We start from the raw sequence: 12,543 nt of genomic DNA, 5'->3' as shown, positions 1-12,543 counted from the left end.
CCCTGCGCCCAGAAAAAGATGAACCGCCAAGGCCGACACCAGTCGGAAGAATAAGTGGGGCGCTTTGCCAGACGCGAAACGGACATCGGCGAGCAAGGCCTTGACGCTGGAGCCCCTGCCAATTCCGGACTTCTCGGCTGAGCTAGCGGGCGGTACGGCCTGCATCCGCAAGAGGGTGCGCGAAGCTGGGCACGCTCCTGACACTTCATTCCGGCTGCGGCGCGCAGGACCAGTTCGCAGCCCGACCCGGAGACGCCATGAAAGCTGTTGTCTATCACGATGTCGGGGATATCCGACTGGAAGATGTACCCGAACCACGTATCGAGGCACCGACCGACGCCATCGTGCGCATCACGGCCTCGGCCATCTGCGGCACCGACCTGCACTTCGTGCGGGGCACCTTCAGCGGCATGCAGCCGGGCACCATTCTCGGGCACGAGGGTGTCGGCATCGTCGAGGAACTGGGCGAAGACGTGCGCAACCTGAAGGTCGGCGACCGCGTGGTGATCCCCTCCACCATCGCCTGCGGCAACTGTGCCTATTGCCGGGCCGGCTATTTCGCCCAGTGCGACGTCGCCAACCCGAACGGCAAGTCGGCCGGCACCGCATTCTACGGCGGGCCTTCGGCGACCGGCCCGTTCCACGGGCTACAGGCGGAAAAGGCGCGAATCCCCTTCGCCAACATCGGGCTGGTCAAGCTGCCACCGGAGATCAGCGACGACCAGGCGATTCTGCTGTCGGACATCTTTCCCACCGGCTATTTCGGCGCGGAAATGGCCGAGATCGAGAGTGGCGACACCGTCGCCGTGCTCGGTTGCGGGCCGGTCGGGCAGTTCGCCATCGCCAGCGCCAAGCTGCTCGGTGCCGGCCGGGTATTCGCCATCGACCAGTATGAGGACCGCCTGCGCGCCGCACGCAGCCAGGGCGCCGAGACGATCGACTTCAACCGCGAAGATCCGGTCGAAACGCTCAAGCGCCTGACCGGCGGCATCGGCGTCGACCGTGTCATCGATGCGGTAGGTATCGACGCCGAACACGGCTGCTGCGGCCATCCGGAACGACATACGCCGCGTCAGGGCCAGTGGCAGCCCGGCGATGCGCCGTCGCAGGCGCTGGAATGGGCCGTGCAGTGCCTGGCCAAGGCCGGCACCTTGTCGATCATCGGCGTCTACCCGCCGGATGCGATGACCTTTCCCATCGGCATGGCGATGAATCGCAACCTGACGATCAACATGGGCAACTGCCACCACCGCAAGTACATACCGCGGTTGATCGAGATGGTACTTGCACGGCGCATCGACCCGGCCAAGATTCTCACCCAGGTCAAACCGATGAACGACGCGATCGCCGCCTTCGAAGCCTTCGACCGCCGCGAGAGCGGCTGGATCAAGGTCGAGCTGCAACCGCAGCGCCAGGACAGCAGCGGCAGCGAAGAACAGGTCATGGACAAGGCGGTCGCCGATACCTTTCCGGCAAGCGACCCGACCAGCATGCAGGAGCCGCGGTAATCCGGCCGAGGACGGGCGATGGCAGCGATTCACATCGGCATATCCGGTTGGCGCTACGCGCCGTGGCGCGGCGACTTCTACCCCAAGGGACTGACGCAGAAGAACGAGCTGCGCTTCGCCTCGCGCGCGGTGAACAGCATCGAGATCAACGGCTCGTTCTATGCCCTGCAGCGCCCGGAACGCTACGCCGAGTGGTATGAGCAGACGCCCGACGACTTCGTCTTCAGCGTCAAGGCGCCGCGCTTCATCACCCATGTCAAACGCCTGCGCGATATCGAAGGGCCGCTGGCGAACTTTTTCGCCTCGGGCCTTTTCGCGCTCAAGGACAAGCTCGGCCCGCTGCTCTGGCAGTTTCCGCCGTCGTTTCGCTTCGATCCGGAGCGCTTCGAGGCGTTTCTCGCCAGGCTTCCGCACGACACCGAGGCGGCGCTGGAACTGGCCAAGCACTGCGAACCGCGCATGGAGGGGCGCAGCCTGCTGTCGATCGACCGCAAGCGGCGCCTGCGCCACGCGGTCGAGATCCGCCACGACAGTTTCGTCGATCCGGCCTTCGTCGCCCTGCTGCGCCGCTACGACGTGGCGCTGGTGGTGGCCGATACCGCGGGCAAGTGGCCGTACCGCGAGGACCTCACCAGCGACTTCCTCTATCTGCGCCTGCATGGCGCCGAACAGCTCTATACCAGCGGTTACTCCGACGCTGCGCTGGAGCGCTGGGGCGAGCGCATTCGTGCCTGGACCAATGGCATGCAGCCGGAGGATGCCCAGCTGATCAGCGACGCCGCCCCGCCGCGGCGCAAGGCGCGCGACCTCTACTGTTACTTCGACAACGACGTGAAAGTCCGTGCGCCCTATGACGCGCGCCGACTCTTGCAACTGCTCGGCCTGGACAAGGGCCTCGAGACCACCCCCGGCCAGCTGGAAGAAGGAGCCTTTGAGTGACCTTGCCGAAAGATCACCCCATCGACAGCAAACACCTGGACGCCCACATGGCCAGCGAGGTGAACGCGTTGCGCGTGCTCACCGTGAACACGCACAAGGGCTTCACCTCGTTCAACCGCCGCTTCATCCTGCCTGAGCTGCGCGAGGCGGTGCGCGCCGTCTCGGCCGACGTAGTGTTTCTCCAGGAAGTGCTCGGCACCCATGAAAAACATGCCCTGCGCTTTCACAACTGGCCGCAGACCCCGCAGTACGAATTCCTCGCCGACAGCATCTGGACCGACTTCGCCTACGGGCGCAACGCCGTCTACCCCGATGGCGACCACGGCAACGCGCTGCTCTCGAAGTTTCCGATCATCCGCTACGAGAACCTCGATGTGTCCATCGCCGGCCCCGAGCGCCGCGGCCTGCTACACAGCGTGCTGCAGGTGCCGGGCCACGAACTGCATGCCATCTGCGTGCACCTGGGGCTGCGCGAGTCGCACCGCCAGCGTCAGCTCGAGCTGCTCTGCGACCTGCTCGACTCGCTGCCAGAAGGCGCCCCGGTGGTGGTCGCGGGCGACTTCAACGACTGGCGCCTGCGCGCCACGAAGACGCTCGACCGTTGCGCCGGGCTGCATGAAGTCTTCGCGCTGAACCACGGCCAGCTGGCCAAGACCTTTCCCGCACGCTGGCCAATGCTGCGGCTCGATCGCATCTACGTGCGCAATGCCACCAGCCACCAGCCGCGCATCCTTGGTAACAAACCCTGGACGCACTTGTCCGATCATCTGCCCCTGGCGGTGGAGATACACCTATGAAATTCCACTGGAGAGATGGGAATCGTCTTCAGTTGCTGGAAAACGGCGAAGAGTTCTTTCCTGCCGTTTTCGAAAGCATTGCCAATGCGAAAAAGGAAGTGCTGCTGGAAACCTTCATCCTGTTCGAGGACAAGGTCGGCCTCGAGCTGCAGCAGGCACTGATTGCCGCGGCCGAACGCGGCGCGAGCGTCGATGTGACGGTGGACGGCTTTGGCTCGGCCGACCTGTCACCCGGTTTCATCGAGCAGATGACCCGCGTCGGCGTGCGGATCCACATGTTCGACCCCGGCAAGCGCCTGCTCGGCAAGCGCCTGAACGTGTTCCGGCGCCTGCATCGCAAGATCGTCGTGGTCGACGCGGAAGTCGCCTTCATCGGCGGCATCAACTTCTCCGCCGACCATCTCGGCGACTTCGGCCCGGAAGCCAAACAGGACTACGCCATGCGCGTCGAGGGCCCGGTGGTTCACGACATCCATCGTTTCTCGCTGCGCACCATCGCGCCGGTCCAGCCGCGCCGCTGGTGGCAGCGCCGTGCGCGCGAACAGGCCAACAGCTATGTCGGCGCCAGCCGTGGCGAGGCCCGTGCGCTGCTGGTCACGCGCGACAACGACGAGCACAAGGACGACATCGAGGAACACTATCTGCAGGCGATTCGTGATGCCCGCTCAAGGCTGTTGATCGCCAACGCCTATTTCTTTCCGGGCTATCGCGTGCTGCGCGAGATCCGCAACGCGGCGCGGCGCGGCGTGCGTGTGCGGCTGATCCTGCAGGGCGAACCGGACATGCCGATCGCCAAGTTCGGCGCGCGCATGCTCTACAACTACCTGATGCGCGACGGCGTCGAGGTCCATGAATACTGTCGGCGCCCGTTGCACGGCAAGGTCGCCCTGGCTGACTACGAATGGTCCACGGTCGGCTCGAGCAACCTCGACCCGCTGAGCCTGTCGCTGAATCTCGAGGCGAACCTGATCATTCGTGACCATGCCTTCAATCGCCACCTGCACGAACGCCTCGATCACCTGTTGCAGGTCGACTGCCGCCGCATTCCGCTCGAGCGCATCGTGCGCGGCTACTGGTGGCGCGCGCCGCTGGCGTTCGTGATCTTCCACTTCCTGCGGCATTTCCCCGAACTGGTCGGCCTGCTGCCGGCACACAAGCCCAAGCTGCAGACGCTCCAGGCGCAGACGTCAAGCGCCGAGCCCGCCACCTCCCCTCCGCTTCAGCGAGACCAGCGATGACCGCAACGCCCAACGAAGAACATTCGCAGAGCACATGGCGCCGCCGCTGGCCGCTGGTGAAGAAGGTCCTCACCTACGCCTTCTTCCTGCTGGTCACCGTGTTGCTGGTCAGCCTGGCCCGCAAGCTCGACTGGGGTGAGGTATGGCACACCTTGCGCAATTACAACGCGCAGACGCTGCTGCTCGCCGGCGTCGCGGCCGCCGGCAGCTACGTCGTCTACTGCTTCTTCGACGTGCTCGGCAAGCGCTATACCGGCCACGACATTCCGGTGCGCCAGGTGTTGCCGATCACCTTTGTCTGCTACGCCTTCAACCTGAACCTCAGCGCCTGGGTCGGCGGCATCGCGTTGCGTTATCGCCTCTACTCGCGGCTCGGCCTGCGCCCATCGCAGATCACCCGGGTCTTCACCCTGAGTCTGCTGACCAACTGGCTGGGCTATATGTGGCTGGCGGGGTTGATCTTCGTGCTCGGTGGCATCACGCCGCCCTCGGGCTGGGAGATCGGCATGGGCGCATTGCGCGTGCTCGGCGCCGCCCTGTTGCTCGCCTGCCTCGTGTACCTCGGCCTGTGCGGCTACTCCAAGCGCCGCGAATGGAGCATTCGCGGCCACGACATCCGCCTGCCGTCGTTGCGCATGGCCTTGGTGCAGATGGTGCTGGGCGCGGTGAACTGGGGGCTGATGGCGCTGGTGGTGTACTTCATGCTCTCGCAGAAGGTGGCCTACCCCGAAGTCCTCGGCATCCTGATGATCAGCAGCATCGCCGGGGTCATTACGCACATTCCGGCCGGGCTGGGGGTGATCGAAGCCGTGTTCGTCGCGATGCTGGCCGACGAGATGAGTCGCGGCGCCATCGTCGCCGGCCTGATCGGCTACCGGGTCATCTACTTTCTGATTCCGCTGCTGCTGGCCACCGCCGTCTATGTGGCTCTGGAAGCCGGTGCCAAACGCCTGCGCGGCCGCAACCAGGGTGCCCAGACGGACGACGGCAGCGCAGCCGGTACTTCGGGTGCCGGCCAGCGCTGAATGAAAAAAGCCGGCTCGAGGCCGGCTTTCTTCACTTGCTAAGCGATCAACGCTTGGCGACGGTCGCGTCCTTCGGCAGCTTGAAGGTCCAGACCATGCCACCCTGGTTCAGGTCCTTGATGCGCTTGGCCACTTCGCCACCCCACAGCGGGACCGCACCACCCCAGCCGGACAGCACCGAGACGTACTGCTCGCCGTCCATTTCCCAGGTGACCGGGGAACCGACGATGCCCGAGCCGGTGTTGAACTCGTAGACCTTCTTGCCGGTCTTGGCATCGAACGCCATCAGGTAGCCTTCCGGGTTGCCGGTGAAGACCAGGTTGCCCTTGGTCGCCAGCACACCGCCCCACAGCGGCGCGTAGTTCTTGTAGCGCCACACTTCCTTGCCGGTCTTCGGATCGATCGCGCGCAGTACGCCGATGTATTCCTCGTTCAGCGGGTGGATGGTGAAGCCGGCACCCAGGTAGGCCGCGCCCTTCTTGTAGGCGACGCCTTCGTTCCAGATGTCCATGCCCCACTCGTTGGACGGCACGTAGAACAGCCCGGTGTCCTGGCTGTACGCCATCGGCATCCAGTTCTTGCCGCCGAGGAACGACGGTGCGACGAATACCGACTTGCCCTTGTCAGCCTCGCCCGGGTTGCCCGGACGGTTTTCTTCGACGTAGAGCGGGCGGCCGTTCTTGTCCAGGCCCTTGGCCCAGGTGATCTTGTCGACGAACGGGAAGCCACGGATGAACTTGCCGTTGGTGCGGTCGAGCACGTAGAAGAAGCCGTTACGGTCAGCCGTACCGGCTGCCTTGATGGTCTTGCCGCCGTCCTTGTAGTCGAAGGAGATCAGCTCGTTGACGCCGTCGAAGTCCCAGCCGTCGTGCGGCGTGGTCTGGAAGTGCCACTTGATCGAGCCATCTTCGGGGTTGAGCGCCAGACGCGAGGACGAGAACAGGTTGTCGCCCGGGCGCAGGTGCGAGTTCCACGGCGACGGGTTACCGGTACCGAACAGCAGCGAATCGGTGTCCGGATCGTAGTAGCCGCCCAGCCAGGTGGCTGCACCACCGGTCTTCCACAGGTCGCCCGGCCAGGACTTGCCGGCTTCGCCGCCGGAGATGCCGGCTTCGACCTTCTTGCCGTCCTTGTAGACGTAGCCCATGTGGCCTTCCACGGTCGGACGGGTCCACAGCAGCTCGCCATTCTTCGGGTTGTAGGCTTCGATCTTGCCCACCACACCGAACTCGCCACCGGAGACGCCGGTGATCAGCTTGCCCTTGACGATCAGCGGAGCGGCGGTGATCGAGTAGCCAGCCTTGTAGTCGGCGACGGTCTTCTTCCAGACGACCTTGCCGGTGTCCTTGTTCAGTGCGACCAGCTTGGCGTCGAGGGTGCCGAAGATCACCAGATCGTCGTACAGCGCGACACCGCGGTTGATCACGTCACAGCACGGCATGATGCCGTCGGGCAGGCGCGCGTCGTACTGCCACAGTTCCTTGCCGGTGCGCGCATCGATGGCGTAGACCCGCGAATAGGAACCGGTGACGTACATCACCCCGTCCTTGATCATCGGCTGGGATTCCTGGCCGCGCTGCTTCTCGCCGCCCAGGGAGAAGGCCCAGGCAGGGCGGAGCTGGCTGACGTTCTGGGTGTTCAGTGCATCGAGGCTGCTGTAACGCTGGCCCTGCAGGCCCAGGCCGTTGGTGACGATGTCGCCCGGGGTCTTGGTGTCGTTGAGGATGTCCTGATCGGTAACTGCCCAGGCCGACAGGCTGGACAGTGCCATTGCGGCAGACAGTGCAGTCAGGGCAAGGGGCTTGCGAAGACCGGTGTGCTTCATTGCGGCTACCTCTGCGGGTTCATTGTTGTCGCCGGGAAATTCTCCCGGTCTGGTCGAAATTCTTGGTTCGACCCGTCTTGCCAACAATTGCCCGCAGTACCGATTTAACTAGTCCCTTGGTAGCAATACCCGCCTGCCAGGCCCGAAAATCGGGGTCTGCAGGGCGGGCGATGACACCGGGCCAGCACGGAAGTCGCAGGGTTTTGGCCTGATAAGAGTATTTCGCTGGCCAGGCCTGGCTCTTACAACGGACGGCCCCGCTCATAAGGAAACGAGCCATGCTCCGTCACGTTCTGATCGTGCTGCTGTTGTTCACCCATTCGGCCTGGCTGCTGGCCGCCGAACCGATCCGCCTCGGCCTGAACTACCCCAAGACCGGCAACTACAAGGCCGAAGGCCTCGAACTGCGCCGCGGTGCCTTGCTCGCCGTAGACCAGATCAATAGCCAAGGCGGCCTGTTGGGCCGGCCGCTGGAGCTGATGAGCCTCAATTCCGCCGCGCGTGCGGAAAAGGCACGGGCCAATGTCGAACGCTTCGCCAGCGAAGGTGTGAGGATGGTGTTCGGCGGGGCCAACAGCGAGGAAGCGATCGCCGCCGGCAAGCGCGCGCGCGAACTCGGCCTGCCCTTCTTCCCCACGCTCGCCTATGCCAACGAGATCACTGGCCGGGATGGCCACCGCTACCTGTTTCGCGAGTCGAACAGCGCCTGGATGAGCGCCAAGGTACTGGGCCAGTACCTGAGCTGGCACATGCCCAACCGCCGCTATTACTACATCAGCCTGGACGACGCCTGGGGCAACAGCATGGAGCAGGCCCTGCGCGAGGCGACCCGCAGCCGCGACCGCGCCCGTCACGGCTACACCCGGATCGCCGCCCACGGTGCTCGCCGCGACGACTATCTCGGCGCGCTGCAAAAGGCCGCCGCCAGCGACGCCGATACGCTGGTCATCGTGCTTCTGGGCCAGGACCTGGTGCAGACCATGCGCCTGGCGCATGACCTGCAGCTCGGCCGGCGCATGCAGATCATCGTGCCCAACCTGACCCAGAGCATCGTCGAGCAGGCCGGCCCCCTGGTCATGGAGCACGTGATCGGCACGGAAGCCTGGACCTGGCAGGTCCCGGCGCTGGAAAAAAGCACCGAAGGCCAGGCCTTCGTCGAACGCTACATCGAAGCGCACCAGGCCTATCCTGGCAGCACGGCGGCTTCGGCCTACTCGATCGTCAGGCAATGGGCGGCCGCGGTGCAGCGCGCCGGATCGCTCGACGGCGAAGCAGTGATCGCGGCGCTGGAGAACCACCATTACGAGCTGCTCAAGGGTGAGCAGTATTGGCGCGACTTCGACCACCAGAACGTGCAGAGCATCTACGCGGTGCGCGTGAGGCCGCGTAGCGAAATCATGCAGGACCGCTTCAAGCAGGACTATTTCACGATCATTCACCGCATGGACGGCGAAGAAGCCGCGCCGGATCTCGACGATTGGCAGCAGGAGCGCGGCGATGACCTCACCCTGCAGTAAATCCCGATTCGACGCAGACACCGTTGGCGCTGAATAGCAAAAGCCCCGGTCGAACCGGGGCTTTTGCCTTGTCACGCCATGCGTGGCGCGCGATGCCCAGCTACCTGTCCGTCAGCCGCCGAGCGCAACCAGGCCCAGCGGGCTGGCCGCCTGTGCATCCCAGCCCTCGCCACTGCTACCGGCGCCGGAGCCGAACAGCGCCTGGCGCTGCTGCAGCACGATATCCAGCGCACGGCTTGGCAGGATGTCGACGTCGTCGAAGGTGATCAACTGGCCCGGCTCGACGGCGCGCTTGAGCGCGGTCTTGCGCAGCAGGCCGATCGGTACGTAGTCCGGCTGATCGGCAAGCCGGACGGCCTCGCCGCGGAACTGGAAGCCGCCGATACCGCGCTCGATCAGCTCACCCGGCCGCATTGCGCGCTTGGCGATCGCGGCGACGCCGAGGGTCGGCGTGGTCGAGTTGTTCAGCAGCACGCCACCGCCATTGAGCACGCGACGTACAGTCTTGCCAACCTCCAGCGAGCAGAGGTGGAACGGCCGGACCAACGTATAGAACGGGCCGCGGCCGAGCTTGAAGTATTCGATCGCGGGCGCCTGCTCGGTATCGTGGCGACAGACAAGGAACACGCCGCCGGCGGGATAGCCGGACGGTACGACGTAGTCGACGATCGGCTGGCCAAGGCGTTCAGCCATCATCCCGAGCAGGCTGGCGCTGTCGTCCAGATTGGTCGAAGCCAAGCCCTCCAGCCCCTGGCGGGTGATGGTCGCGCCGAGACCGTTGCCGACGATCACCTGCTCGATCTGCACCTTGGTGCCGTCGGTGAACGAAGTGGTCTGATCGACGCTGATGCCTTGCCGGGCCGCCCAGTAGGCCATGTCTTCCGGAGACGGGTCGTGGTTCAGGTAGCCCTTCATGTTGCCGTACACCACCGGCTCGAAGCCCATTTGCAGGGCGTCTTCATGCAGTGCCGCAAGCGAGCCCGGCTGGTCGCCTTCCGCCTCGGTGAGCAGACCACGCCCGGCCAGGTAGGAACCGGTGGTCACCTGCAGTTCGGCATTGACCGTCACCACCGGCAAGCCGGCCTCGAAGGCTCGCTCGATGACCGCTGTGCCATGGAACACGTCGCCGCTGCATTCGACGATCAGGTCGCTGTGGTCGATCAGGTCGTCGACGGAATTGGTGAGGGCGTGAGGAAGAGGGAAATCGGTAAGGGAGCCGAGTGGCCGACGCGTGAGCACGCGACTGATCTCCATGTCCTGATAGTGCTGCTTGATCAGCCGCACGAAGCCATGAGCGATCATGCCGGTCCCGGACACACCGATTCTTTTAACGCTGGGGTTAGACATAAAGTGAATCCATTCTTGGGCATCGGCTTTATGACCGCGGCAGTGCGAAAAAAATTCGGCAGCTGGCAAATTAATTGCCAAGTGACATCGCGGTCGTGAGGCCAGCCCGAAGTGCGGGGCCAGCAGCGTTGAAACTAGTGGCCTTTGGGCACTCGCGCTAATTGAAGGGCGCGAGGTTCGACGAACGGTGTGTCCATTTCTCGTCGTCAAAAACGAAACGGCGCCAAGAGGCGCCGTTCGCTGGTTTGCATCGCCGCTCGATCAGCTCAGCGAAGCGATCGCCGCGTCGTAGTTCGGCTCGGAACCGATCTCGCTGACCAGCTCGCTGTGCAGCACCTTGTCCTGCTCATCGAGCACTACCACGGCACGGGCAGCGATTCCTGCCAGCGGGCCGTTGGCGATCGCCACGCCGTAGTCGACCAGGAATTCGCTGCCGCGCATGGTCGACAGGTTGACCACGTTATCCAGCCCTTCGGCCCCGCAGAAACGCTTCTGGGCGAACGGCAGGTCGGCGGAGATACACAGCACCACGGTGTTCTGCAATGAGCTGGCCTGGCTGTTGAACTTGCGCACCGAAGTGGCGCAGGTCGGTGTATCGACGCTCGGGAAGATGTTCAGCACCTTGCGCTTGCCGGCATAGGCCGACAGCTCGATGTCTGCCAGGTCGCCATTGACCAGGCGGAAAGGCTTGGCCTGCTGGCCGGGCTGCGGGAAGTCGCCGACCACCTGGATCGGGTTGCCGCGCAGGGTAACTTCACTCATGGGAACTCCTTATGTGCATGCAGGGCTTGCGAGAGGCCGCGGGCGTATCGCCCACGGCCTTGTTTGTCTTCAGCGATTGGCGCTGTCGGCAAAGTATTCACGGGTCAGTTTGACCACCACCGGGCTGAGCAGCAGCAGCGAGATCAGGTTGGGGATCGCCATCAGGCCGTTCAAGGTATCCGCCAGCAGCCAGGCGAAATCCAGCTGGGCGATGGCGCCGAACGGTACGGCAAGTACCCAGATCACGCGGAACGGCAGGATGGCCTTGGTGCCGACCAGAAACTCCCAGCACTTCTCGCCGAAATAACTCCAGCCAAGGATGGTGGTAAAGGCGAAGACCACCAGGGCGATGGTCAGGATGATCCCGCCGATGCCCGGCATGGCTGCCTCGAAGGCTGCGGCGGACAGCGCCGAGCCACTTTCACCGCTGGTCCACACGCCGGTGCAGATGATCGCCAGACCGGTCATCGAGCAGACGATGATGGTGTCGATGAAAGTCCCGAGCATGCCGATCATCCCCGAGCGAACCGAGCTGGTGGTGGTGCCGGCGGCCTGGGCGATACCGGCGGTCCCCAGCCCCGCCTCGTTGGAGAAGATGCCGCGGGCGACACCGAAGCGGATCGCTGCCATCACGGCTGCGCCGGCGAAGCCGCCGGTCGCGGCGATCGGCGTGAAGGCATGGGTGAAGATCAGGTCGAAGGCAGCGGGAATGGCCTCGGCATTGACCACCAGCACGACGATCGCCGCGATGATGTAGGCCAGGCACATGAACGGCACGAGGGACGCGGCGACCACCCCGATGCGGCGGATACCGCCGAGGATCACCAGGCCGACGATGACCATGGTCAGCACGCCGGTCAGCCACAGCGGGATTGCGAAGGTGGTTTCCAGGGCATGGGCCATGCTGTTGACCTGCACCATGTTGCCGATGCCGAAGCCGGCGAGCCCGCCGAAGATCGCGAACGCCCCGCCGAGCCAGGCCCAGCGCGAACCCAGGCCATTCTTGATGGCATACATGGGGCCGCCGACATGCTCGCCGCGATCGTCCTTCTCGCGGTAATGCACGGCCAGCACGACCTCGCAGTATTTGGTGGCCATGCCGACCAGCGCGGTGCACCACATCCAGAACAGCGCCCCTGGGCCGCCGAGGAAGATGGCGGTGGCCACACCGGCGATGTTGCCGGTCCCCACGGTTGCCGCCAGCGAGGTCATCAGGGCCTGGAACGGGCTGATCTCACCGGTTTCGTCATCACCTTTGGCACGGCCGCGCCACATCAGCGCAAAACCGGTCCCGATGCGGGCGAGCGGCATGAACTTGAGCATGAACATCAGGAAAAGACCGGTACCGAGAATCAGCACCAGCATTGGCGGGCCCCAGACGAGGCCGTTGACGCTATTGACGAGGTTTTGCAGCAATTCCATTCGTGGCACCTGTTCTTCTTGGGCGAGGTTCGCTCGCGTGTTATGGGCCCGTATCTCCATACGAGACCTTGGAACGGTTCACTGCGGGGTAACGCAGCCCCTTTCCGCGGCCCGGGTGATGACGGTTCGTGTCTGCGCTGCGGGATGACCGCAACGACGGCTG

General features: G+C 64.4%; 10 protein-coding genes. 6 read left to right on the top strand and 4 right to left on the bottom strand.

Features of this window, described 5'->3' with window-relative positions:
• Positions 1-257 precede the first annotated feature (257 nt).
• The 5 genes from AC0KXH_RS09290 to AC0KXH_RS09270 are packed head-to-tail and all read left to right on the top strand — an operon-like array spanning position 258 to position 5,507.
• Entirely contained in the window at positions 258-1,508 is a 1,251-nt protein-coding gene (locus tag AC0KXH_RS09290) for a zinc-dependent alcohol dehydrogenase (protein WP_200292364.1), read from the top strand.
• Positions 1,509-1,526: 18 nt separating this feature from the next.
• Positions 1,527-2,447: a DUF72 domain-containing protein gene (locus tag AC0KXH_RS09285; protein ID WP_488224550.1), complete on the top strand. Its 921-nt coding sequence runs from the start codon at positions 1,527-1,529 to the stop codon at positions 2,445-2,447.
• The gene (locus AC0KXH_RS09280) at positions 2,444-3,244 is read left to right on the top strand and encodes an endonuclease/exonuclease/phosphatase family protein (RefSeq protein WP_200628449.1); all 801 of its coding nucleotides are present in this window, start codon (positions 2,444-2,446) and stop codon (positions 3,242-3,244) included. The genes AC0KXH_RS09285 and AC0KXH_RS09280 overlap by 4 nt, the downstream gene beginning before the upstream one ends.
• Positions 3,241-4,482 carry a cardiolipin synthase ClsB gene (gene clsB, locus AC0KXH_RS09275; protein ID WP_041105599.1) on the top strand — a complete coding sequence of 414 codons (1,242 nt, stop codon included), beginning with the start codon at positions 3,241-3,243 and terminating at the stop codon, positions 4,480-4,482. Before AC0KXH_RS09280 ends, clsB begins: the two co-directional genes overlap by 4 nt.
• Positions 4,479-5,507, top strand: coding sequence for a lysylphosphatidylglycerol synthase domain-containing protein (locus AC0KXH_RS09270; protein ID WP_212543465.1), 1,029 nt, complete (start codon positions 4,479-4,481; stop codon positions 5,505-5,507). The genes clsB and AC0KXH_RS09270 overlap by 4 nt, the downstream gene beginning before the upstream one ends.
• 46 nt (positions 5,508-5,553) lie before the next feature.
• On the opposite strand, the gene AC0KXH_RS09265 is transcribed toward AC0KXH_RS09270, so the two are convergent.
• Positions 5,554-7,332 carry a PQQ-dependent methanol/ethanol family dehydrogenase gene (locus AC0KXH_RS09265; RefSeq protein ID WP_488224549.1) on the bottom strand — a complete coding sequence of 593 codons (1,779 nt, stop codon included), beginning with the start codon at positions 7,330-7,332 and terminating at the stop codon, positions 5,554-5,556.
• A 278-nt stretch (positions 7,333-7,610) separates the two neighbouring features.
• On the opposite strand from AC0KXH_RS09265, the gene AC0KXH_RS09260 reads away from it, so the two are divergent.
• Positions 7,611-8,849 (top strand): ABC transporter substrate-binding protein, encoded by a 1,239-nt coding sequence (locus tag AC0KXH_RS09260; protein ID WP_043220086.1) that lies wholly within the window; start codon positions 7,611-7,613, stop codon positions 8,847-8,849.
• A 111-nt stretch (positions 8,850-8,960) separates the two neighbouring features.
• Here the strand turns inward: AC0KXH_RS09260 and AC0KXH_RS09255 are convergent, their stop codons facing one another.
• From AC0KXH_RS09255 to AC0KXH_RS09245, 3 genes are all read right to left on the bottom strand, one after another.
• Positions 8,961-10,151, bottom strand: coding sequence for an NAD(P)-dependent oxidoreductase (locus AC0KXH_RS09255; RefSeq protein WP_269262606.1), 1,191 nt, complete (start codon positions 10,149-10,151; stop codon positions 8,961-8,963).
• Positions 10,152-10,457: 306 nt separating this feature from the next.
• Entirely contained in the window at positions 10,458-10,958 is a 501-nt protein-coding gene (gene tpx / locus AC0KXH_RS09250) for a thiol peroxidase (protein ID WP_041105603.1), read from the bottom strand.
• Positions 10,959-11,027: 69 nt separating this feature from the next.
• Positions 11,028-12,380, bottom strand: coding sequence for an alanine/glycine:cation symporter family protein (locus AC0KXH_RS09245; protein ID WP_200292430.1), 1,353 nt, complete (start codon positions 12,378-12,380; stop codon positions 11,028-11,030).
• Between the last annotated feature and the right edge of the window lie 163 nt (positions 12,381-12,543).

The sequence above is a fragment of the Stutzerimonas sp. CXK-1 genome (assembly GCF_057738225.1).
The sequence above is the reverse complement of the archived record's forward strand: the minus strand, read 5'-3'. Positions and strand labels throughout refer to the sequence as shown.

What these genes read in the sequence shown, in the direction of transcription:
- AC0KXH_RS09290 (WP_200292364.1), top strand. Translation starts at nt 258, where the DNA reads ATGAAAGCTGTTGTCTATCACGATGTCGGGGATATCCGACTGGAAGAT.
- AC0KXH_RS09285 (WP_488224550.1), top strand. Translation starts at nt 1,527, where the DNA reads ATGGCAGCGATTCACATCGGCATATCCGGTTGGCGCTACGCGCCGTGG.
- clsB (WP_041105599.1), top strand. Translation starts at nt 3,241, where the DNA reads ATGAAATTCCACTGGAGAGATGGGAATCGTCTTCAGTTGCTGGAAAAC.
- AC0KXH_RS09270 (WP_212543465.1), top strand. Translation starts at nt 4,479, where the DNA reads ATGACCGCAACGCCCAACGAAGAACATTCGCAGAGCACATGGCGCCGC.
- AC0KXH_RS09265 (WP_488224549.1), bottom strand. Translation starts at nt 7,332, where the DNA reads ATGAAGCACACCGGTCTTCGCAAGCCCCTTGCCCTGACTGCACTGTCT.
- AC0KXH_RS09260 (WP_043220086.1), top strand. Translation starts at nt 7,611, where the DNA reads ATGCTCCGTCACGTTCTGATCGTGCTGCTGTTGTTCACCCATTCGGCC.
- AC0KXH_RS09255 (WP_269262606.1), bottom strand. Translation starts at nt 10,151, where the DNA reads ATGATCGCTCATGGCTTCGTGCGGCTGATCAAGCAGCACTATCAGGAC.
- tpx (WP_041105603.1), bottom strand. Translation starts at nt 10,958, where the DNA reads ATGAGTGAAGTTACCCTGCGCGGCAACCCGATCCAGGTGGTCGGCGAC.
- AC0KXH_RS09245 (WP_200292430.1), bottom strand. Translation starts at nt 12,380, where the DNA reads ATGGAATTGCTGCAAAACCTCGTCAATAGCGTCAACGGCCTCGTCTGG.